This is a genomic window from Rhizobium sp. A22-96 (assembly GCF_053521805.1).
The window spans coordinates 323,858-347,200 of sequence record NZ_JBNWDQ010000006.1 but is presented as its reverse complement, the minus strand read 5'-3'; the positions used below and the strand labels follow the sequence as shown (position 1 = coordinate 347,200).

At 60.8% G+C, this 23,343-nt stretch carries 18 protein-coding genes; 12 read left to right on the top strand and 6 right to left on the bottom strand.

Annotated features, from left to right (window positions below; all coding sequences use genetic code 11):
• Positions 1-10: 10 nt before the first annotated feature.
• Entirely contained in the window at positions 11-688 is a 678-nt protein-coding gene (locus tag ACQZ6F_RS26360; protein WP_068399118.1) for a GntR family transcriptional regulator, read from the bottom strand.
• Positions 689-824: 136 nt separating this feature from the next.
• On the opposite strand from ACQZ6F_RS26360, the gene ACQZ6F_RS26355 reads away from it, so the two are divergent.
• From ACQZ6F_RS26355 to ACQZ6F_RS26340, 4 genes are all read left to right on the top strand, one after another.
• Positions 825-1,454 (top strand): flavin reductase family protein, encoded by a 630-nt coding sequence (locus ACQZ6F_RS26355; protein ID WP_449094673.1) that lies wholly within the window; start codon positions 825-827, stop codon positions 1,452-1,454.
• Positions 1,455-1,477: 23 nt separating this feature from the next.
• A complete protein-coding gene (locus ACQZ6F_RS26350) occupies positions 1,478-2,200 on the top strand; it encodes an aspartate/glutamate racemase family protein (protein ID WP_449094672.1) in 723 nt (240 codons plus the stop codon).
• A 6-nt stretch (positions 2,201-2,206) separates the two neighbouring features.
• Entirely contained in the window at positions 2,207-2,926 is a 720-nt protein-coding gene (locus ACQZ6F_RS26345) for an ankyrin repeat domain-containing protein (RefSeq protein WP_449094802.1), read from the top strand.
• A gap of 89 nt (positions 2,927-3,015) precedes the next feature.
• Entirely contained in the window at positions 3,016-3,852 is an 837-nt protein-coding gene (locus tag ACQZ6F_RS26340) for a bifunctional allantoicase/(S)-ureidoglycine aminohydrolase (protein ID WP_449094671.1), read from the top strand.
• Positions 3,853-3,931: 79 nt separating this feature from the next.
• On the opposite strand, the gene ACQZ6F_RS26335 is transcribed toward ACQZ6F_RS26340, so the two are convergent.
• Entirely contained in the window at positions 3,932-4,528 is a 597-nt protein-coding gene (locus ACQZ6F_RS26335) for a nucleotidyltransferase domain-containing protein (RefSeq protein WP_449094670.1), read from the bottom strand.
• A gap of 192 nt (positions 4,529-4,720) precedes the next feature.
• Here ACQZ6F_RS26335 and ACQZ6F_RS26330 point away from each other — a divergent pair, with 192 nt between their 5' ends.
• Positions 4,721-5,161: a YqaA family protein gene (locus ACQZ6F_RS26330; RefSeq protein ID WP_449094669.1), complete on the top strand. Its 441-nt coding sequence runs from the start codon at positions 4,721-4,723 to the stop codon at positions 5,159-5,161.
• A 48-nt stretch (positions 5,162-5,209) separates the two neighbouring features.
• Here the strand turns inward: ACQZ6F_RS26330 and ACQZ6F_RS26325 are convergent, their stop codons facing one another.
• Positions 5,210-6,196: a LacI family DNA-binding transcriptional regulator gene (locus ACQZ6F_RS26325; protein ID WP_077467517.1), complete on the bottom strand. Its 987-nt coding sequence runs from the start codon at positions 6,194-6,196 to the stop codon at positions 5,210-5,212.
• 16 nt (positions 6,197-6,212) lie between these two features.
• Positions 6,213-7,229 (bottom strand): Gfo/Idh/MocA family protein, encoded by a 1,017-nt coding sequence (locus ACQZ6F_RS26320; protein ID WP_449094668.1) that lies wholly within the window; start codon positions 7,227-7,229, stop codon positions 6,213-6,215.
• Positions 7,230-7,435: 206 nt separating this feature from the next.
• On the opposite strand from ACQZ6F_RS26320, the gene ACQZ6F_RS26315 reads away from it, so the two are divergent.
• The 6 genes from ACQZ6F_RS26315 (at position 7,436) to ACQZ6F_RS26290 (ending at position 12,823) form a co-directional block, all read left to right on the top strand.
• A complete protein-coding gene (locus ACQZ6F_RS26315; RefSeq protein WP_449094801.1) occupies positions 7,436-8,713 on the top strand; it encodes an ABC transporter substrate-binding protein in 1,278 nt (425 codons plus the stop codon).
• Between the two features lie 77 nt (positions 8,714-8,790).
• On the top strand, positions 8,791-9,681 hold the full coding sequence (locus ACQZ6F_RS26310; RefSeq protein WP_449094667.1) for a carbohydrate ABC transporter permease: 891 nt from the start codon (positions 8,791-8,793) through the stop codon (positions 9,679-9,681).
• A gap of 1 nt (position 9,682) precedes the next feature.
• Entirely contained in the window at positions 9,683-10,594 is a 912-nt protein-coding gene (locus ACQZ6F_RS26305; RefSeq protein ID WP_077467514.1) for a carbohydrate ABC transporter permease, read from the top strand.
• 23 nt (positions 10,595-10,617) lie between these two features.
• A complete protein-coding gene (locus ACQZ6F_RS26300) occupies positions 10,618-11,700 on the top strand; it encodes an ABC transporter ATP-binding protein (protein WP_449094666.1) in 1,083 nt (360 codons plus the stop codon).
• Positions 11,701-11,720: 20 nt separating this feature from the next.
• Positions 11,721-12,467 carry a ThuA domain-containing protein gene (locus tag ACQZ6F_RS26295; RefSeq protein ID WP_449094665.1) on the top strand — a complete coding sequence of 249 codons (747 nt, stop codon included), beginning with the start codon at positions 11,721-11,723 and terminating at the stop codon, positions 12,465-12,467.
• 74 nt (positions 12,468-12,541) lie between these two features.
• Positions 12,542-12,823, top strand: a complete 282-nt coding sequence (locus tag ACQZ6F_RS26290) for a MurR/RpiR family transcriptional regulator (protein WP_449094664.1) — start codon at positions 12,542-12,544, stop codon at positions 12,821-12,823.
• 41 nt (positions 12,824-12,864) lie between these two features.
• Here ACQZ6F_RS26290 and ACQZ6F_RS26285 read toward each other — a convergent pair whose 3' ends face one another.
• Complete coding sequence (locus tag ACQZ6F_RS26285) at positions 12,865-13,302, bottom strand: VOC family protein (RefSeq protein WP_449094663.1); 438 nt, start codon at positions 13,300-13,302, stop codon at positions 12,865-12,867.
• Between the two features lie 388 nt (positions 13,303-13,690).
• Between ACQZ6F_RS26285 and ACQZ6F_RS26280 the strand changes: the two genes are divergently transcribed.
• Entirely contained in the window at positions 13,691-22,195 is an 8,505-nt protein-coding gene (locus ACQZ6F_RS26280; protein ID WP_449094662.1) for a GH36-type glycosyl hydrolase domain-containing protein, read from the top strand.
• Positions 22,196-22,277: 82 nt separating this feature from the next.
• Here the strand turns inward: ACQZ6F_RS26280 and ACQZ6F_RS26275 are convergent, their stop codons facing one another.
• Positions 22,278-23,339, bottom strand: coding sequence for an ABC transporter ATP-binding protein (locus ACQZ6F_RS26275; protein WP_174073467.1), 1,062 nt, complete (start codon positions 23,337-23,339; stop codon positions 22,278-22,280).
• Positions 23,340-23,343 lie beyond the last annotated feature (4 nt).

The window sequence follows — 23,343 nt, the reverse complement described above, 5'->3', positions numbered from 1 at the left end:
TTCGACCGGTTCAAGCCAGCGCGGCGCGCAGGTCGTGGGAGAGGTCGCGGATCTCGGTGAGGTCGAGTTCGGATTCGACATGTTCGAGGTGGTGAGCCATCAGATGTGTCGCCTTGTCGGCATTGTTGCCGACAATTGCTTCGACGATTTCGGCGTGCTCGTCAGGCCCGCAATTGAAGCGGTTGGTGTTGCGGTAGATGGCCGTGATCAGCGAGGAACGAGCGATCAGGTCGCGCATGGTGGCGAACAGGAAGTCTGAGCCGGCGGTCTCCGCCAGGAGCAGATGGAAGCCGCCGGAAAGCTTGATGATGTCGGTGGTGATGTCCTGCGTATTGGCGATCCGCTCCTTGGCGACATGGTCGCGCAGGCGTTTGATGTCGGCTTTGGAGATTCCTTTGCAAAGCCGCTCCACCACGCAGCGCTCGACGGTGCGTCGCACGAAGAAGACATCGCGGGCCTCATCTACGGAAGGTTTGGAGACGAAGGCGCCACGGTTGGGAATGATGCTGACGAGGCCATCACGCTGCAGCACGGCCAGAGCCTGCCGGATGCGGGCGCGGCTGACGTTGAAGATGGTTGCCAGCTGCTCTTCCTTGAGCTGCACGCCGGGCCTGAGCCGTCGCTCAGCGATGGACAGCCAAACTTTCTCGACAATCTGCTGAACAGAGACCCCGTTTTGGTCGGCCATGAATCTCACTCCTCGTTATGGCTAGAGAAGCGTGATGCGCGGGAAAAAGTCAATCACAACAATCGGTTTTCGATTGCAAAATTGTCTACAATATATAATTATATTGTAGATCATAATCGACATGCAGGATGGCGCGATGGAATTCGACTTTGCCGAGCTTGAGCCTCAAAGCCGATACCGGCTTCTGACAAACTTCGTCGGGCCGCGCCCGATCGCGCTGGTGACGACGCGCTCTTCCGCCGGGCACAACAATGCGGCGCCGATGAGCTTCTTCAATGTCTTCTCGCACGATCCCCCGATCGTGGTTCTGGGCATACAGCCGCGGGTGAACGGCGAGGAAAAGGATACGGTCGCCAATATCAGGCGGACCCAGGAGTTCTCGATCAACATGGTGGACATGGCGATCGCACAGCAGATGCTCGTTTGCGGCCTGGGCTTTGATAATGAGGTCGATGAGCTCGATATGGCGGGCCTGACGGCGACCCCCTGCCGCAAGATCGATGCAGCCTATGCCGAGGAATCCCCTTGTGTGTTTGAATGCAGGGTCGAGCGGCTGATCGATTACCCGCGCCGCACGCTGGTTTTGGGCGAGGTGGTCCATATGCATGTGCGGCGCAACTGCCTCGACGCCGAAGGCCACTACGTCGATCCGGAGCAGTATCAGCCGATCGCTCGCCTGCATGCCGACAATTACATCGTCTCCGACCGCCAGTTCGTCCTCAAGGCGCCGTCAATCACCGATTTCATCAAGCCGCAGCGCGACTAAGGATGGATGAAAGGTCTCACACCATGCATATTCGCCTCATCAATCCGAATTCGACGGCATCCATGACGGCGCAGGCGCTGGATAGCGCCGTTCGTGTCAAGCAGCTCGGGACGCAAGTCTCCGCGGTCAATCCGACCGATACTCCGGTCAGCATCGAAGGTGGCGCCGACGAGGCTGCCGCCGTGCCGGGAATGCTGGCCGAGATCCGCAAGGGCGAGACGCTCGGGGTCGATGCCTATGTCGTTGCCTGCTTCGACGATCCCGGCCTTCATGCAGCGCGAGAAGTCGCCCGTGGGCCGGTCATCGGCATCTGCCAGGCCGCCGTACAGGTGGCAATGACCATAAGCCGCCGGTTTTCAATTATCACGACGCTGCCGCGTTCCATTCCGATCATCGAGGACTTGGTGAGCGACTATGGCGCCGAACGCCATTGCCGCAATGTTCGGGCCATCGATCTGCCGGTTCTTGGGTTGGAGGAAGATCCCGCCGAGGCGGAGCGGCTGCTGATTGCGGAAATCGAACGCGCCAAGCGTGAAGATCGCGCCGAAGCCATCATTCTCGGCTGCGCCGGCATGTCCTCGCTTTGCGATCGATTGCAGGTGGCAACCGGCATTCCGGTCATCGACGGCGTCACCGCTGCCATCAAGCTTGCGGAAGCGCTTGTGGGTGCGGGCTATACGACCTCGAAGGTCAATGCCTATGACTATCCTCGCGTCAAGGAAATGCCGCGCCTGAACTGCGCCTAGCCGATGATGAAGCCTTCCCATGGTGACCTTGTTCCCGACATAACAAAGCGGCGGCGCTTGCTGAAGCTCGCTTCTCTGTCTGTCTGGGTCTTCCTGACGGCCCTCTGCCTTCCTGTTCTTGCTAACGGTAACTCCATGGATCTTCGATTGCACAAAGCGGCTGCGGCAGATGAGGTTGCGGCCATCCAGCAATTCCTCGCCGGCGGGGCGGATACCGATGCGCGGGATGCAAGTGGCGCAAGCGCTTTGCTTGTGGCGACGCACGGCAACAAGATTGAAGCCGCACGCGCATTGATCGAGGCCGGCGCCGACGTCAATGCCAAGGACGATATTCAAGACAGCCCCTATCTCTATGCCGGCGCCCGCGGCCATCTCGAAATCCTCAAGCTTACACTTGCGCATGGCGCCGATTTGAAGAGCGTCAATCGCTACGGCGGCACGGCGCTCATTCCGGCGTCCGAGCGCGGCCATGTCGAGACCGTCGATACGCTGATCAGGGCCGGGGTCGATGTCGATCACGTCAACCGGCTCGGCTGGACCGCGCTTTTGGAGGCGATTATCCTGAGTGACGGTGGGGGCCGTCATCTGCGAATCGTCGAGTTGCTTGTAGCCGCCGGAGCAAATGTCAATATCGCTGATCGTGAAGGTGTGACACCGCTCCAGCATGCTCGTGGCCGCGATTACGACAAGATTGCGGCATTGTTGGAAAAAGCGGGAGCGAAGTGACGCGGTGTTAAGGCTTTGCCGCCATCCATTGACGAGATGAAGGCGGGCGCCGAGCCTCCCGGGAAATTCTGAGAACGAAGGGCGAGACGATGCAAAGAATCTATTATTCCTCTCTCGGCGGCCATCCGCCGCAAAGCGATCTGCTGACGGGACGAGCCGTCTTCACCGAGGCCTATGCGGTTATTCCGAAAGGCGTCATGCAGGATATCGTCACCAGCTTTCTGCCCTTCTGGAACGAGACGCGCTGCTGGGTGATTGCTCGCCCGCTCTCCGGTTTTGCCGAGACCTTTTCGCAATATGTCATGGAAGTCGCGCCGGGAGGCGGCAGCGACCGGCCGGAGCAAGATCCTGAGGCCGAAGGCGTGCTCTTCGTCGTCGATGGCGAGATCGAATTGACGCTGCCGACGGGCAAGCACATTATCCAGCCGGGCGGCTATGCCTTCCTGCCGCCAGGCCTGAAGTGGTCGCTTCACAATCGCTCCGGCGCTCATGCGCGCTTCCATTGGGTCCGCAAGGCCTACGAGGCCGTCGAGGGGCTCGATCATCCGGAGCCGCTGATCCTCAACGAGAGGGATATAGCGCCCTCCGTCATGCCCGGCACGGAAGGGCGTTGGGCGACGACCCGTTTCGTCGATCCGTCCGATCTGCGCCACGACATGCATGTGACGATCGTCACCCTCCAGCCTGGCGCCGTCATTCCCTTCGCTGAGACCCATGTGATGGAACACGGTCTCTATGTGCTGCAAGGCAAGGCCGTCTATCGCCTGAACCAGGATTGGGTCGAGGTGGAGGCCGGTGACTTCATGTGGCTGCGCGCCTTCTGCCCGCAGGCCTGCTATGCCGGCGGCCCGGAACCGTTCCGCTACCTGCTCTACAAGGACGTCAACCGCCACATGACGCTTCGTCCCTTCGGTTCACGCCGCTAGGCCGCACAGGCCATCACGGAGCCCGCGCCTTACAGCGCGGGCTTTCGCCTGTTCAGTCGGTGCATCGCCGATCAGCGGATCAAAGTGCTGCCAGCCATTGGTGGTTCGGATGGACGAGTTCGAGCCATAGCCGGAGCGTTTCTCTTTCAGCGGGATCGAGGCAGGGCAGGGCTCGTGCAAAATCCACCTCATCCTTGTCGCGGAGATATTTCGCCTTGAACAGCAACACGGCAGCGGGCGCCATATAGGGTATTCCCGTTTCGCTGATCCGGACTATCTCGGAACGGGGCGCGTGGATGGATGCGTCGCGCTTGTAGATCCAGGTCGACGGCGTTCCTCTTTCGAGCATCATATCGACACGCCAGCGAGCGTTACCGGAATCGAGGCCCCATAGCTGCGAGACATGCGGCGGCGGCGATCTGGCGGGCTCAAGATACTCGATGACACCTGCATGAACGGTGAAGAAATCGAGCTCTTTCAATATCTCGCGAAACTCCGGCACGCTTTCCGGCAGGATCGCAAACTCCAGATCCTCATGTTCTCGCGTCCGTCTGCCATGCCAAAGGTCGAGTGCCCATCCGCCGACGACACACCAGAGTCCGCAGGCGTGCTTCAGTCGGCTTGCAAGTTCGCAGGGCAGCCATGGAGACCAGGCATCGTCGGAGACCGGATTCATTGATCGCTCAATTCATATGGAGATGTGGTGGCGTGATCCGCCGGGCGAATGCGGAGCGACGTTTAGCACAGGCCGACCGACATCGCGACTATTGCCAGCCCGAAAACCGATCTCTTCCGGAGCTTCGGTCGTGAGCCAAAGCATATGTTGGGATACGTTGACACTGATGCACGCGTGGAAGATAGAGACGGCATGATCGATCTTGCAGCTTACCTCGGCCTATTCCTGGCGGCGCTTGCTGCTGCGACGATCCTGCCCATGCAATCCGAAGCCGTTCTTGTCGGCATGCTGCTGACGGAGAGTTATCCGGTCCTCGCGCTTGTCACCGTCGCAAGCCTCGGCAACGTGCTCGGTTCGCTGGCGAACTGGGGGCTGGGGCGATGGATCGAGCGCTTTCGCCATCGATCGTGGTTTCCGGTCGGCGATCGCGCCATGGAACGGGCGCAGGGATGGTATCGCCGCTACGGGCGTTGGTCGCTGCTGGCAAGCTGGCTTCCCATCGTTGGCGATCCGATCACCGTGGTTGCCGGCGCCTTGCGCGAGCCGTTGCCAACGTTTCTTCTGCTGGTCGCTATCGCCAAGATCGGCCGCTATGTCGCGCTCGCCATGGTGACGACAAGCCTTGCGTCATGATGTGCCAGGCAATGGCAATCTCGCTGGCGAAGCGGGCATTCAGGGATTTCAGCAGGTCGAGCCCCAGCGAACCGTGTATTCGTGGGTTACGGTTGCAGTGCCATCCTTGCCGAGGACCTGATCTTCGATGAAGCCGACGATCGTATCCATGTAGGCGTTGATATCGAGCGCAAGCGTGGTCAGATCATTGCATTCCCACATGGCCAGGTTGACGCCATCCTGCCCGATGATCGCGAGATCCTCCGGCACCTTCCTGCCGAGCACGCGTGTCGCCGCATCTCGAACGCCAATCGCCATCACGTCGTTTCCGCAGACGACCGCATCGATCGACGATCGGCGAAGCAGCACGACGGCCTCCTTGAAGCCTGACTCGTAGGAATAGTCGCCATGGCTTTCCGCGACGAAGCTGAGGCCATGCTGGGCGAGCGCATCGGCAAACCAGCTCTTGCGCTGCTTGTCGATCCAGCTGGAGTTGCGGCCGGTCAGATAGGCAAAACGGCTTCGCCCGGAAGATACCGCCTTGGCGACCACTTCGGCCGCCGCCTTCGATCCGTCGACGATGAGCTGCGATATGTTGGGATCGGAAATGGGCTCAAACGACACCATGATCGGCCGGGCGGTCCGGAAGATCTGAACCGCATCGGCCATGGACACCATGTCGGAGAAGATCACGGCGTGATCCACCTGATAGGCGGACGCCATCCGCATCAGATGCGCCCGGTCATCATAGCCGGCGCAGCAGAGGAGGATCGGCAGCAATTCCCGCTCCTGCAGCCGCTGGACCAGATATTGCAATTGCTGCCCTTCGCACGGGTTCTCGATCGAGTTCACGACGAGGGCGACAAGCTGCGATCTTTGGCTGTTCAACGAGCGGGCGATCGCATTCGGGCGGTAATCATGCTCGTCAGCAATGGACATGATCCGTTTTCTCGTCCGATCGCTGATCCGCGCATCGCCCGAGAAAGCCCTGGAGATCGTCGACGAAGACACGCCGGCGAGCTTTGCGATTTCCTTCGAGGTGATGCGCTTGTTCATTCCCGCTTCCTAAAGATTAGCCGATGTCGGAAATTCTGACCGATTCTCCGTCGCGTGCTGCCGAGGCCTTGATAGCATCCCAGAGGCGCGCAAAGCGAAGCCCATTCTCGACGGTCGAAGGATTTTCCTCTTCGCCACGGCGCACGGCAAGGAAGGATTTCAGCGGGGTCTCCTGATGGGTGGCCTCGGCAACGTCGCGCGTGCCGGGCTTTCCGTCCAGCTCGATTTCGCGCCAAGCGCCCCATGCGTCTATCCGAACGATGGCCTTGGAATAGAACAGCGTCATGTGCGAGGCGCAGCCGGGAGGGCCTTCGCCGGCGGCGTTGAACGTGACCAATGCGCCGTTCTCAAGTCGTGCCGCGACTGCGCAGGTGATGTCGATGGGCTTGCCGTAGTTGTTCATATAGGCGGAGACACGCTCGAATTCGGAGCGAACGAGAAGGCACACGGTATTCATCATGTGTGCGCCGGTATCGAACATGAAGCCGCCGCCGGATAGTTCAGGTTTCTGCTTCCACTGGCCGTCATATTTCGAAGACCAGCCCTCCCAGATGGTTGCCGAGACGCTGACCAGATCGCCGAATTCGCCTGCGGCCGCCCGCCTGTGGGTGTCGCGCACGAGTGGCGACAGCGCGCCGTTGAAAGCGATGACTACGATATTGTTGTTTCTGGCTCGGGCTTCGATGAGCGCCTTGGCCTCCGCCACGGTGGTGACCATCGGCTTTTCGAGGAAGAGGTCGAGGCCGGCCTCGATTACGGCCAGTGCCTGTTCGGCATGGAAGGCATGCGGCGTCGATACGTAGACGGCATCCAGCTCGTCCTTGCATTGCGCGAGCATGGCCCGGAAATCATCGAATTCCAGCGGAGCCTTGCGCCCTGCGCTCGTGCAGATCTCCGCCAGCCGCTGGCGCGATGCGACGCTGACGTCCGCCGCCGCTGCAAATTCAATCTCAGGCATCCGAACCCAGCTCCGGGCGTATTCGGCGGCTTTCAGCCCGGCTCCGATCACGGCCAGGCGAACGGGATTTGACATAGTTTCCTCCATTTATGCACACGTATGCGCAAAACGATCTAACCGGACATGAAAAAATTTTCAATATAAAACAGCCTAGTAATTGAGAATTTGGCGGCGACATAATCACGCTATTGAAAATCAATGCCATACGTGTGTACATTTCCGTGGCGATGGAGGATCGCAAGAAGAACCCATGGGAGGGGTGGATGTTGAAGAGCTTTCTCATGGCCGGCATATGCGTCGCCGGCCTGTCAGTTTTCATGAGCGCCGCCAACGCGGAGACCATCCGAATTGCCGAACATCGTCAGGCGCGCATCGATGCGCTGAAGGTCGTCGTTCCGGACATCGAAAAGAAGTTCGGCGTCACGATCGAGGTCATCGAATATCCGGCGCCGGAGAAGGACTATCTGTCGAAGCTGCTGACCGAGCTTCGGGCCGGCAATGCCCCCGATCTGTTCACAGCCCCCGCCGGGCAGGATGTCGCGGATATGGTGGCCGCAGGCTATCTCGCGCCGATCACGACCGAGTTCAGGGCCTGGGACGGCTATAGCCAGCTGTTCGACGTCTCCAAGAAGCTCGTGACGCGGCCAGACGGCGACGTCTATGTCTTGCCGGCCATGCTGGGCGTGCAGCAGCTCTACTATCGTCGCGACATTCTCGAAAAGGCCGGCATCTCCACGGAGCAGCCGAAGACCTGGAAGGATCTTCTCGATCGCGCCAAGGAAATCAAGGCAAAGACCGGCGCTTATGGACTGCTGTTTCCGGCCGGTGTGACCTGGGGCGGCGGCGCCTTTGCCGAGGGGTTCAGATATCTCGTCGTCGGAAGCTCAACGCCACAGATCGCCAATGACGATGGCACCCTCAACCTGAAGGGCGATGGCATCAAGGATGCGCTCGGCTTCTACAAGGATCTCATCGACAGCGATTTGATGCCCGTCCAGCCCCTGCTTGGCCCCGAACCATGGGTGACGCCAAAATACCAGATGTTCCCGGAGGGCAAGCTGGTCGCCACGACCTGCGGCTCCTGGTGCTACATCTATGACTGGGGTCCAGAGAGCAAGAACCCTATTCCAAACGTGACGCAGGCCGTCGGCACATGGACCATGCCCGGAAAAGACGGTGGCGAGCATGTGCTGGTCGATATCGACAGCGCATGGGGCGTAAACGCACAAGGCTCCGATCCTGATCTTGCCAAGAAGGTCCTGCTCGAACTCGGCTCGGTCAAGGCCGATGTCGCCTACTCGGAACGCCTCGGCAACATACCCGGGCGCAAGGATGCCACAAGCGATCCCGAATTCCAGAAGCTCACCGCGCTCGTGCCTGTTCTGGCGGCCGTCGAGAAGGGCGTGTTTCTGAATTCCGCCCCCGGCTTTTCCGCCGTCTCCGAGGGTGTGGCCCGTGCCACCGAAGCTCTGCTCCGCAAGGAGACGGATGCTGCCGGCGCACAGAAGATCCTCGTCGATTATGTCAGCGAGACGCTCGGCGAAGACATGGTGAAATAACCTATCCGTTCGATCTTGGAACCAGCGGGAAGAGGCGACAGCGCTCGCTCTTCCCGCCGAATAGGGACGGTTGCGCAATGCCCGCAAAGAATTTCCACGAAGCCCGGATCAGGCGGCAGCTATTTCTGATCCTGCTGCCCTCCATGCTGCTGCTGCTCGCCTTCGTGATCTATCCGGCGGTCTATTCCGTCTATCTGAGTTTCACGAATGAGGCGTTGACCGGTGCTGGCGCTCTGACGCCGCGTTTCGTCGGGATTCGTAACTATGCTCGTCTCCTCAACGACACCAAGTTCTGGAACTCGCTTCTCGTTACCTTCCTCTTCGTGCTTGGCTCGGCGATCATAGGGCAATTCGTCCTTGGGCTCGTCTCGGCGATGGCGCTTGGCCGGTCGATCCGCTTCCGGAAGGTCTTCGCCTCGATCATCCTGCTGCCCAATGCAGCGCCCGAGGTCGTTGCCGGCTTCATGTGGATCTCGATGCTGGCGGGTGGCGAACAGGCGACGCTGAGCCGCATCGTCGCATTCTTCGGTGTCGAACCCTCCGATTGGCTGAACACTTTTCCGCTCGCCATGATCATCGTCGTCAATACCTGGCGCGGTATCGCCACCGCGATGATCCTTCTGACCGCCGGCCTCAGCACCATTCCCGGCGAAATCTACGAGGCGGCGCGGATGGACGGCGCAACCCCGATGCAGACGTTCCGACGCATCACGCTGCCGCTGATGATGCCGACCATCCTGCTTTACATGCTCATCTCCGCCGTCTCGACGATTGCCGTGTTCGGCCTTGTCTATGCGCTCACGCGCGGCGGCCCGGGCGGCGCGACCGAGCTCATCAGCATCTACATCTACAATCAGTCCTTCACGGCATACCAGCTTGGCTACGGCGCGGCCGTCGCTGTCGTGGTTCTGCTGATCTCCGTCGTCATCGGCGTCGGCTACGTCAAGGCCATGAAGGTGGAGGTCTAGGATGGCTGCAATCTCCCCAGCGGAAAGCGCAAACAAGGTGAAGGGCGATCTTCTGGCCTATGCGACGCTTTCGCTCATATCGATCTTTTGCGCTATCCCATTCCTTTGGGTGTTCCTCGCTTCCCTTGACGGCAATGCGCAGCTCTTCCTCCGCTGGCCCGAGCAATGGACACTCGGCAATTATGCCAGGATCTTCGTTCAGGAAGATGGTGGCAGGTGGCTGTTCAATTCGCTGTTCATCGTCGGCAGTTCGACGGCTGTCGTCATCGTGCTCGCCGGGCTTGGCGGCTACGCGCTTTCCCGTACGACGGCCTGGTGGAAGCTGCCGTTTCTCTATGGCATCCTGCTGATCAGGGTCCTGCCGCCGACTGCGCTCGTCGTCCCGCTCTACAAGATCCTGCTCACGCTCAATCTTGCCGAGGCGGCGATGCTGCGGCCGATCTTCGGCAGTTCCACGCGAGCCATCATGCGCTGGACCGGGTTCATCGACGGATATCTCGGCATTATTCTCGTCCTCGCAACAATGCAGCTCCCGCTGGCGCTGTGGATCATGAAGACGTTCTTCGACGGCCTGCCCAGGGACTATGAAGAGGCGGCGCTGATGGACGGCGCGACTATGGTGCAGCGCATCCGCCGCGTGCTTGTGCCGCTGGCGCTGCCGGGCCTTGCCGCGGCCGGCCTGTTCGCCTTCATTTCCGCCTGGGGTGATTTCCTGCTGCCCTTGACCTTCCTCTCCTCGCCCGAGCTGCAGCCGCTGCCGCTTGGCCTGTTCCGAGCCTATCTGCGGGTGAATACCGTTGACTACGGTTTTCTTGCCGCCCTGGCGTTCATCTACCTGCTTCCCGCTGTCGTCGCCTTCGGCTTTGCCCGCCGTTTCCTGGTGCAGACCTTTGCCGGCGGCGTGAAGGGTTAGCCGATGAAGAAAGAGCAACAACAATGATTACGCTAAACAATGTCCGCAAATTCTATGGCGCTCTCGAAGTCATCAAGGGCGTGGATATCACCGTCGAGGATGGAGAGTTTGCCGTTTTCGTCGGCCCGTCCGGCTGCGGAAAGTCGACTCTGCTGCGCATGATCGCCGGTCTTGAGGGGATCGATGACGGCGACCTCATCCTCAACGGCCAGCGCATCAACGATGTCCCGCCCGACAAGCGCGGCATCGCCATGGTCTTCCAGTCCTACGCGCTCTATCCGCATATGACCGTCGCGGAGAACATCGGTTTTTCGCTCAGCCTCAAGAAGGTTCCGGAGGCGGAAATCCGCAAGCAGGTGGAAGGTGTCGCCGAGATCCTGCAGCTGACGGACTACCTTAATCGCCGCCCCGCCGCCCTTTCCGGTGGCCAGCGGCAGCGTGTGGCGATCGGCCGGGCGATCATCAAGAAACCGTCGCTCATCCTGTTCGACGAACCGCTTTCAAACCTAGATTCTGCCCTCAGAGTGCAGATGCGCGCCGAGCTGCAGCGCCTGCACCGCGAACTGAAGGCGGCCGTTGTCTATGTCACCCACGATCAGGTCGAGGCGATGACGATGGCCGACCGGATCGTTGTGCTGAACAAGGGCACGGTTGCGCAGCAGGGCGCACCCATGGAGCTCTATCACCGCCCCCAAAACGAGTTCGTCGCCACATTCATCGGCTCGCCGAAGATGAACGTCATCCCCATGACGGCCACCCGCAATGGCTCCGACGCGGCGCTGACGAGCGGCATCGGGCTCGCACTCGGCCTTGCGGATGCGGATGGCCGGATACCGCAGGGCGAGGTGCGGCTTGGCGTTCGCCCGGAGCATTTGAAGCTCACGGCGCACGGGCAGGGAACCTTCGAGACGGAGGTCCAGCTTGTCGAGCGGCTGGGCGTGGAAACCTATCTCACCGTCGGTCGTCGCGACGACCCTCTGATCGTTCGAACCGAGGGCGACATGGTCCTGCGCCCCGGCGATCGCGTCTCCCTGCGGGTCGATCCCGATAGCTGTCACGTCTTCGACACGGCCGGCCGCCTCGTTCGTCCGGCAGCAATCTCTTAAAACCACCTGAGGAAAGTGAAATGACAATCAAAGTGACCATTTGGAACGAAGGCCGGCACGAGAAGACCGATGAGATCGTGCAGAAGCTCTATCCCGACCGGATGGATGGCGCGATCGCCAAGGGGATTGAAAGCCCCGACTTCGAAATTCGCCGCGTGACGATGGACGATCCGGAAGAAGGCCTGCCGGATTCGCTGCTTGAGGATACCGATGTTCTGCTCTGGTGGGGGCATGTGGCGCATGAGGAGGTCAGCGACGGGCTGATCGACCGGATCCAGCAGCGGGTGCTGAAGGGAATGGGCCTGCTGATCCTGCACTCCGGCCATCATTCGAAGCTCTTCCGGCGCCTGATGGGAACCAATGCGAACCTCTCCTGGCGTGAGCTCCCAGAGGGCGATCTCGAACGCGTGTGGGTGATCAATCCTTCCCATCCGATCGCAGAGGGGCTGCCGCCTTATTTCGAAGTCGAGGCTTCGGAAATGTATGGCGAGCCCTTCGATATTCCGCAGCCCGACGAGCTGGTCTTCATCTCCTGGTATTCCGGCGGCGAAGTGTTCCGCAGCGGCTGCACCTTCCAGCGCGGCCGCGGCCGGATCTTCTTCTTCAGCCCCGGGCACGAGAGCTATCCGGTGTATCACAACCAGCACGTCCTGAGGGTGATCTCAAACGGCATCCGCTGGGCGCAGCAGAAGCACACCGACGGCAGGATTCTTGAGAATTGGCACCGCAAGGAGCCGCTGCACGGAAAGACCGCGCCCAGATCCTGAGGCTACCTCCCGTGGGAGGCTGGGGCGTTCGCGCCCCGGCTTCCTGCGGGACGTTCTATTTTGGAGGCCATGTGATGACAGAAGCCCATGCCGAGTTAACGGGCCGCATGCTTGATGCGGATTTCTGGATGCACGTTCGCTGTCGGCATGATGGATGTTTTGCGCCGCTTGCAAAGCTGGCCGCCGAGCACCCCGATGTGTTCGCATTCGAATCCGGCCTGCAGATCGCAAAACGTTGCCAGACATCCCAGACAACGGTCGTTCGCTTCGCCCATCACCTCGGCTTTGAGGGGTTCTCGCAAATGAAGAAGGCGTTTCGCCTTGCCTTGAGAAGCCGTATCCGGACGATCAACTAATACGGCTCTGGCATGAGCCGTGATCTGCTCTTCGCGTGGCGTTAGCCGAGTTCCTGAGCGAGCCCGATGAGAAGCCCTCCGGGACCACGAATGTAGCAGAGCCGGTATATATCCTTGTACTGCACGACTTCGCCCACCAGCTGCGCGCCGCGCTTGCGGAGCCTTTCGAGCGTCTCGTCGACATCGTCCACGGAGAACATGACGCGAAGGTAGCCGAGAGCGTTGACCGGGGCATTGCGGTGATCTTCGACGACGGCCGGTCTGATGAAGCGGGAGAGTTCAAGCCGGCTGTGGCCATCCGGCGTGCGCATCATGGCAACCTCGACGTGCTGATCGCCCAGTCCGGTGACACGCCCGGCCCACTCTCCTTCGATCGTGGCCCGCCCTTCGAGCTCGAGCCCGAGCTCACGCAAGAAATCAATCGTCTCGTCGAGATCGTCGACGACGATTCCGACATTATGCATCTGCTTGATCGCCATGTGTCCAACCTCCCGGGTGCGATTGCAATCTACAGGGCGTCTTCCCGTCAAACAACGGACGAGTTGTGCAATCTCCCGGCCTGAGCGGACCGGCAAGATCATGCAAGGCATCACGGCCACCGGCGGAATCGCCCACTGGGCGTTGTTTTGTAAGGCAACGCTGCCGATGGCCCATGCCCGTTCACTAAATATGTGCCATGATTAATCGCGCGTTCATTTTGCAGTCGCTATTGAGGAGCGTTAACAGTTTCCAATATTTCATGTCTGAACAGAGCTATTTCCCTTCAAACCCACGAAGAGCCCGAACACGGAACTTTTGCGCCCCCAGGCGCATCTTGTTTGGTCAGGATATTCAATCGGACATGATCTCAACAGAAGAGCGGATGGTATGGTGTCTCAAAATCTAACGGGCGGTTCGACCGCACAGGCCAAACTGCCTCTCGCGGATGTCGATTTCGGAATCCGCTCTACTCTTTTGTCGAACGATCAATTGAGAGCCAAGGCCACGCAATTTGCGGAAAGCCAGAAGCTCGATGTCGCCAGCTTCGAAAACTTCGATTTCTTTCAACGACATCGCGAGAACGAAAGCGAGATCCTGAGGGTCTATCGCGCTGCGGCAGCGGATGTCGATGCCGGCGAAAGCATCACGCCGGCGACGGAGTGGCTGCTCGACAACCACTACATCGTCGAGGAGGCTATTCAGGAAGTCCGCCGGGACTTCCCGAAGAAATTCTATCGCGAGCTGCGCACGATCAATCTGAACGGCGTAGCAATACCGCGCACTCTGGCGCTCGCCTGGCTCTATATGGCCCATGCCCACAGCAATATCAGCAATGCCGGCATGGCGGCCGTCACGGAAGGCTTCCAGGACAAGCAGACCTTGCATATCGGCGAACTCTGGGCGCTGCCGTCGCTCGTTCGCTACGTGCTGATCGATAATCTGCGGCGTGTTGCTACACGCATCGACAAGAGCCGCGAGATGCGCGGCATTGCCAATGCCGCAGCCACCAAGGTGATTGCGCTCGGCGATGCAAGCTCCGCCGAATTCCTTGAGACGCTGTCCGCCAATCTCGACGACACGACCTTCGTGACTCAGTTGCACTATCGTCTGCGCAACGCGATCGAGCCCACCGATGCCGCACTCGGCTGGCTGGAAGCAAAGCTCGCTGCGAAAGGCACCGACGCCGAAGCTGTCATGTCGCTCGAGCAGACGCGACTTGCCTCCGGCAATACGCTGATGGGCAGCATCATCAAGAGCCTGAGGGAGATCGATGATACCGATTGGTCGACCTGGGTCGAAGAGGTCAGCAAGATCGACAAGCTTCTGTGGAAGCAGACCGACTATGCTGAGCTCGACTCCGGTTCCCGCAATGCCTATCGCCGCCAGATCGAGAAGCTGGCAAAGCGCAGCGAGAAGACGGAGCTCGATATCGCAGAGGCGGCCATCAGCCTGGCCGAGCGTTCTGCCGCTGGCGGCAAGGACCCGTCGGCCGCCGCCGCCAATGTCGGCTATTTCCTGGTTGGTGCCGGCCGCCCCCTGCTAGAGGCGGAGATCGATTTCCGGCAGACGATCGGCCTGCGGTTCATGCGGGCGATCCGCCGCCTGAACTGGCTGGCGATTGCCGTGCCCGTACTCACCTTGACGCTGTTGGCGCTCCTTGCCGTTGGAAGCGTTTTCGTCAGCACCGGCATTCCGGTCATCGCGACGATCGTTCTTTTGCTGGCATTCGCGCTTCCGGCCTCGGAAGGTGCTACCGGCCTCTTCAACTTCTTCGCCACCTTCTTCATCGCGCCTGATCGCCTGATCGGCTACGAATTCAAGAAGGGCCTGCCTGCCGAGGCCCGCACGCTCGTCACCATCCCGAGCCTGATCGGCAAGCGCGAGCATGTTGACGAACTGATCCGCAATCTCGAGGTTCATTATCTCGCCAATCCCCTCGGCGAAATCTACTACGCCCTGCTCACCGACTGGCCCGACAGCCAGGAGGAGCAGAACGCCCGCGATCTCGAAATCCTCGACTATGCGAAGCGCCAGATGGCCAATCTCGAGGCGCGTTATGCCGAGGAAGGCAAGCAGCGCTTCTATCTGCTGCATCGCCGCCGTCTTCACAATCCGGCCGAAGGCGCGTGGATGGGCTGGGAGCGCAAGCGCGGCAAGCTGCACGAACTGAACATGCTGCTGCGCGGCAGCCGCGATACCACCTTCCTGCCGGGTGCCGACAAGGTGCCGCAGGATGTGAAATACGTCATGACGCTCGACAGCGACACGCGCATCATCCGCGACACGGTGACGAAGCTCGTCGGCAAGCTCCATCATCCGATCAACCGCCCGGTCTTCGATGCCAAGAGCCAGCGCGTCGTCGACGGCTACAGCGTGCTGCAGCCGCGCGTCACCCCGTCACTGACGACGGGTAAGGATGCATCGGCCTTCCAGCGCATCTTTTCGGTCAATCGCGGCCTCGACCCCTACGTCTTCGCCGTTTCCGACGTCTACCAAGACATCACCGGCGAAGGTACCTTCACGGGCAAGGGGCTTTATCACGTCGACGCCTTCGAGGCCTCACTGAAGGGCAGGATCGAGGAAAACTCGGTGCTCAGCCACGACCTGCTCGAAGGCTCGATGGCGCGCTGCGCCCTGGTGACCGATTGCGAGCTCGTCGAGGATTTTCCGATCCGCTACGAAGTGGAAATCTCCCGTCAGCATCGCTGGGCTCGCGGCGACTGGCAGCTCCTTCCCTATATCTTCAACCCGAAGCGGGGCGTGACGGCGCTCGGTCGCTGGAAGATGGCCGATAACCTTCGCCGCTCGCTGACGCCGATCGCCTGGTTCCTGGCATCGGCCCTCGGCTGGTACTGGATGAGCCCACTCGGCGCGCTGCTCTGGCAGATCGTGCTGATCTTCAGCCTGTTTGTGGCGCCGACGCTGTCGCTGATCAACGGCATCATCCCGCGCACCAGCGATATCATCCTGCGCGCCCACCTTCATACGGTCTGGAACGATATTCAGAATGCCAATGCGCAGGTGGCGCTGCGTATCGTCTTCATCGTCGATACCGCCTGCGTCATGGCCGATGCCATCATCCGCTCGCTCTACCGCGCCTTCGTCAGCCGCAAGCTGATGCTGCAATGGCGCACCGCCGCCAGCGCGCAGGCCATGGCACAGACGACCATTCTCGGCCACTACAAGGTCATGTGGCGGGCTCCGGTGCTCGCCCTTCTCGCGCTGCTCTTTGCCGTGTCTTCCGGTGACAGCGCCTTTCTGGTCGGCGTTCCCTTCATCATCCTCTGGGTGCTGTCGCCGGTGATTGCCTGGATCGTCAGCCAGACGGCGGAGACGGAAGACAGGCTCGTTGTTCCCGACAAGGTGAGAAGCGAGCTTCGCAAGATCGCGCGGCGCACCTGGCGCTACTTTGATAATTTCGTCGTTCCCGGGCAGCATTACCTGCCGCCGGACAACGTGCAGCAGACGCCGCATGCCGTCGTGGCGATGCGAACGTCGCCGACCAATATCGGCGTTTATCTCCTGTCGGTGGTTTCGGCGCGGCATTTCGGCTGGATCTCGTTCGAAGATGCAATCAAGCGCATCGAGCAGACGATCGAGACCACCGCGAAGCTCGAAAAATATCGTGGCCACCTGTTCAACTGGTATCACACCGATACGCTGAAGCCGCTTGGCCGGAAATATGTGTCGTCGGTGGATAGCGGCAATCTGGCCGGCCATCTGATCGCCGTGGCCTCCGCCTGCCGCATTTGGGCGCTGAATCCTGCCGCGCAGATTCACGGCAGCCTCGATGGCATCGGCGACGTTGTCGGTATCCTTCGCGAGGTCCTGGCCGAGGTTGCGGATGACAACAAGATAACCCGTGACCTGCGGGCTCGCGTCGAGGAGCGGATAGCCGCCTTCGAGGCCACGCTCGCAGCGGCCAAGCAGAAGAACGAGTTTTCTTCAGCCACTATCGAGCGGCTTGTTGCAGACGCCCGGGAGATCGCCAAATTTGCCGGCGATCTCGATCGGGAGGTCAAGTCGGCCAAGAGCGAAGAGGTCGTCCACTGGGCCGGCAAGCTTACGGCGACCTGCGACCTTCATCTGGTCGATAACTCTTTCGACCAGGCGAAGATGGATGCCGTCTCGGAGAGGCTTGTTGCGGTCGGCAATCGCGCTCGCGAGCTCGCCTTTGCCATGGATTTCAGCTTCCTCTTCCGTCCCGAGCGCCGGCTGTTGTCGATCGGCTTCCGGGTCGAAACCGAAGAAGTCGATGCCGCCTGCTACGACCTTCTCGCGTCCGAAGCCCGTCTGACGAGCCTCTTTGCCGTCGCCAAGGGCGATCTGCCGACCGAGCATTGGTACAAGCTCGGACGTCACGTCGTTCCGGTCGGGCCGCGCGGTGCGCTGGTTTCCTGGTCGGGCTCGATGTTCGAATATCTGATGCCGCCGCTCGTGATGCAGGAGCGCCAGGGCGGTATCCTCAACCAGACGAACAATCTGATTGTTCAGGAACAGATGAACTACGCCAAGCACCTTGGCGGCATTCCCTGGGGCATTTCGGAAGCGGCCTTCAATGCCCGCGACCACCAGATGAACTATCAGTACAGCAACTTCGGGGTGCCGACGCTCGGCCTCAAGCGTGGTCTCGGCCAGAATGCCGTCATCGCGCCCTATGCCTCGCTGCTGGCAAGCCAATACAACCCGATCGCCGCGCTCGAGAATCTCGAGAGGCTTCGGGGCGTCGGTGCGCTCGGCATGTATGGTTTCCACGATGCCGTCGACTTCACGCCGAGCCGCGTGCCCGAGGGTAAGAAGCATGCGGTCATCTACAACTACTATGCCCACCATCACGGCATGTCGATCGCAGCCGTCGCCAACGTCGCCTTCGACGGACTTCTGCGCGAACTCTTCCATGCCGATCCGGTGATCGAAGCGGCCGAACTGCTGCTACAGGAGAAGGCGCCGCGCGACATTCCCGTTATGGCGTCCAAGCACGAGACCGATGCGCCGGCAACCATTCAGGGCGATCTGATGCGCCCCGAAGTGCGCCGCGTGGAAGATCCGGCCTCTCGCGAACGCGAGCTGCTGCTGCTGTCCAACGGGCGTTATTCGACCATGCTGACGGCGACGGGCGCCGGCTACACCCGCTGGAACAACCTGGCGATCAATCGCTGGCGCGCCGACCCGACCGAAGACCGCTGGGGCTCGTTTATCTTCCTGCGGGATACGGCGTCGCACGAATGGTGGTCCGCAACCGCTGAGCCGCGATCGATCGCCAATGAGCATGTTCGTGTAACTTTCAGCGACGACAAGGCCGAATTCGTCAAGACCGTCGGCGATCTCACCAGTGAAATGGAAGTCTTCATCGCGAGCGATCACGATGCTGAAGGCCGCCGCCTGACGATTTCCAATACCGGCACGGAAGACCGGGTGATCGAAGTCACCTCCTATATGGAGCCCGTTGCCACGCTCGACATCGTCGATACCGGACATCCGGCCTTTGCCCGCATGTTCGTGCACACGGAGATTGCCGGCCAGGGCGATGCGATCTTCGTCGAACGCCGCAAGCGCGGAGTGACCGATCCGGAAGTAGCGATCGCGCAGCTTGTTGTCGACGGCAGCGACGGGGATGGACCGACCCAGTTCGAAACCGATCGCATGCGGTTCCTCGGCAGGGGACGCACCTTGACGGAGGCCGCCGCCTTTGACGAAGGCGCCACTCTTTCGGGCACCGATGGGTTCACCATGGATGCCTGCGTGTCGCTGCGCCGTGTCGTCCGCATTCCAGCCGGCCAGAAGGTCAGCCTGGTCTTCTGGACCATTGCGGCCGCGAACCGGGCGGAACTCGACACCGCGGTCGAGCACTATCGCCAGCCGGACAGCTTTGCCCAAGGTCTTGTCCAGGCGTGGACGCGGACCCAGAAACAGCTGCGCCAGATCGGCGTCAACTCCAAGGAAGCGGCGGCCTATCAGCGCTTTGCGCGCTATATCGTCTATCCCGAAATGTCGCTGCGGGCGGACAGCAAGACGGTTCGCGCCGGTCTCAAGTCGCAGTCGGTCCTTTGGGGCGCAACCCTCTCGGGCGACGTACCGATCATCACGCTGCGCATGACTGACGAACTCGGCACCGATCTCGTCAAGGAACTGCTGCGCGCCCAGGGCTTCCTGCAGTCGCGAGGTGTCGAGGTCGATCTGGTGATCTTCAACGAGCGCACCGGCGAAGAAGCCTCGGAGATGCAACGTATCATCGACCAGCTTTGCGATGGTGCCCGTCATGCCAGCGAGGCGGCCGGCGTTCAGCGCAACATCTATGTCATCCGCAAGGACATGACCGAACCTGGCGTCTACGACGCGATCATCGCCTCCTCTCGCATCGTGCTGCGCGGGCGCGATGGCAGCCTGAAGGGTCAGCTGGAGCGGGCGCGCTCCGTCGCCGGATCGCCGGCGCTGCTTGGCCAGTGGGGTGATTCCACGCTTGTACCGAGAATGACCCGCAGCGAGACCGTTCCTGCAGCAGATGCGGGACGCGACCTGGCATTCTGGAACGGCTATGGCGGTTTCGCAGCAGAGGGCAGCGAATATGTCGTGCGCCTTTCGGGTGGCGAACAGACACCGCATCCGTGGGTCAACATCATGGCCAATGAAAGCTTCGGCTTTCACGTCTCGGCCGAGGGTGCTGCCTTCACCTGGAGCCAGAACTCCCGCGATCATCAGCTGACGCCCTGGACCAACGACATGGTCACCAACAGGCCCGGCGAAGCCTTCTATCTCAAGGATCTCGAGCGTGGTTCGGTGATCGTGCCCTATGCTGCCCTGGCGCAGCATTCGGACACCCAGTTCGAAGCGCGCCATGGTCTGGGCTACTCCGTCTTCACGACCGTCCAGGACGAGATCGCGCTGGAAGTCACGCAGACCCTCCATATGGAGAAATCGGTCAAGCTGACGCAGATTCGTATTCGCAACACGGCGACTGTGGCACGCAAGCTCCGCCTTTACGGCTATGCCGAATGGATTCTCGGCAACAACCCGACCAAGAGCAAGCCGTTCATCGTCTCGGAGTTTGATGCCGAGACTGGCGCGATCTTCGCGAACAATCCATTCAGCGTCGATTTCTCGACGCGGGTGGCATCATTTGCCGCCAGCGAGAAACCATCCAGCATTTCCGGTAGCCGCCGCGAATTCATCGGCCGCCACGGGACGATCCAGCAGCCACGCACGGTTTCGGCCGGGTCGCGCCTGTCCGATGCGATTGATCTCGATGGAGATCCGGCCGCCGCAATGGCTTTCGATCTGACGCTCGAGCCCGGCGGCGTGCACGACATCTGCTTCTATATGGGCGATGCCGGCTCGCGCGAGGAAGCGGCAGCGCTTCTGGCCGATATCCGCGCGGTCAGCTTCGACGAGGTACTCGGCAAGACCAGAGATTTCTGGAAGGTGTTTACGGGCAAGACGCGCGTTTCGACCCCGGATCAGCGCTTCGACTTCATGGTCAACCACTGGCTGCCCTATCAGACGCTCAGCTGCCGCATCATGGCACGTACGGCCTTCTATCAGTCGAGCGGTGCCTGGGGGCTTCGCGACCAGCTGCAGGATTCCCTGGCCTTCCTGCTGCATTCGCCGGAGATCGCCCGCAAGCAGATCGTCAATACCGGCAGGCGGCAGTTTCCGGAAGGCGACTTCCAGCATTGGTGGCTGGCCGATAGCGGCGCGGGTGTCCGGACGAATATTTCGGACGATCCGGTCTGGCTCGCCTACGCCGTCGACCAATATTATGCTGCGACCGGCGACGTCACGATCCTCGATGAAATGCTGCCTTTCGTCGAAGGTGCGGCGCTCAGCCCGGGTCAGCACGACGCCTTCTTCCAGCCGCGCCTTTCGGCCGAAAATGCGTCGCTTTACGAGCATGCCGCCCTTGGTCTCGATCTGGCGATCAAGCGCACGGGTGCAAATGGCCTGCCGCTGATGATGAGTGGCGACTGGGGTGACAAGATGGACCGCGTCGGCATCGACGGTCGCGGCGAAAGCGTTTGGCTCGGCTGGTTCCTGGCCGGTGCGCTTGGACGTTTCATCACCTATGCCGAAACGCGTGGCGATGCGCAGCGTGTTATCAGCTGGACGGATCATCTGGCAAAGCTCAAGAATGCGCTTGAAACTGCGGGATGGGACGGCAACTACTACCGCCGCGCCTATTTCGACAATGGCGCACCGCTTGGATCGCATCAATCCGATCAGGCCAAGATCGACTCCATTGCCCAATCATGGAGTGTTCTGTCCGGCGAAGGCAATCCGGAACGCAGCGAAACGGCGATGAACGCTGTCCTCGAACAACTCGCGGACCAGGAAGGCGGCTTCATTCGCTTGTTGACGCCACCCTTCACCAACCCGACGAACGATCCGGGCTCCATCAAGGCCTATCCTCCGGGCGTTCGCGAGAACGGTGGTCAGTATACCCATGCTGCCGTATGGGCGACGCTGGCTCTCGCCCGCATGGGCCGTGCGGAGGACGCCTGGCGCTGCTTCGAGATGCTCAATCCGATCAATCATTCGCTCGATAAATCGGCGGCGGATGTCTATCGCGTCGAACCCTACGTGATCTCGGGTGACGTTTACAGCGAAGGTCCCCTCAAGGGTCGCGGCGGATGGAGCTGGTACACCGGCTCCGGCGGCTGGCTCTATCGAACGGCGATAGAGGGTATCCTCGGCGTTCGTGTCGAGAACGGCCATCTCCACGTCAAGCCGGTTCTCCCGGCAAAATGGGATGGGTTCTCGGCGGATCTTTATTTGCCGAGTGGGGCGTACAAGGTGTCGGTTTCCAAGGGAGCGGCCGCGGACGGCTATGCCGTGACGATCAACGGGACCGCCATCGACCACCTTAACGAGGGATATCCGCTCGGCGCCGGGCAATAACGATAGTCCAAAGAAAAAGAGGCCGCCCGCAAATGCGGCGGCCTCTTGCCAAGCCTTCAGGGCGTAGCAGCAATAGATCTGCCTATTGGCCTATCGCAATGCTGCGGGTCTCTTTGTCGAAGAGATGAAACTGCGCGGGATCGATGGCGAGGCTAACGGGCTGCCCCACGCTCAGCTGGACGTTGCCGGCCAGGCGGACCGTGGTCAATTCAAGGCCCTCATGAGCAACGTAAGCATAGGTATCGGAACCCAGTCGTTCGATGACGTCGATCTTGCCTTCGAGATTGCCCTTCCCGGGTTCCAGAATGCCAAGATGCTCGGGACGGGCGCCGAGCTTGGCAGCCTGCGAGGGTGCGTAAGGCAGCAGTAACTTGCCGCCGCCGGCTATTTTCAATCCCCCTGCGGTCGGTTCGACGTCGTAGACGTTCATCTTCGGCGAGCCGAGGAACTGCGCCACGAAGAGGTTGGCCGGCTTTTCGTAGAGATCGATTGGCGAGCCGATCTGCTGAATGGAGCCATCCTTGAGCACGACGATCTTGTCGGCGAGCGTCATCGCCTCGACCTGATCGTGGGTGACATAGATCATCGTTGCGCCAAGGCGCTGATGCAGCCGGGCGATCTCAATGCGCATTTCCGCACGCAGGGCGGCATCGAGGTTCGAAAGGGGCTCGTCAAACAGAAACGCCACAGGGTCGCGAACGATGGCGCGGCCGATGGCGACGCGCTGCCGCTGCCCGCCGGAGAGCTCCTTGGGCTTCCGGTCGAGATAACTTTCCAGCCGAAGTGCAGCCGCTGCAGCCTGGACGCGGCGGGTGATCTCGGCCTTTGGCGTGCGTGCGACTTCCAGGCCGAAGGCCATATTGGCGCGCACGGTCTTGTGCGGATAAAGCGCGTAGGACTGGAAAACCATGGAGAGCGCCCTGTCCGCCGGCCCGAGCTCGGTGACATCCTCGCCGCCAATCAGGACTTGGCCGGAGGTGACCTCCTCCAGACCGGCGACGAGGCGCAGCAGCGTTGATTTACCGCTGCCGGAAGGGCCGACGAAGACGACGAACTCGCCGTCTTCTATCCGCAGGTCGAGCCCGTGAATAATGTCCAGAGCGCCGAAGGATTTGCGGATCTTGTTCAGTTCGATAACGGCCATGTCT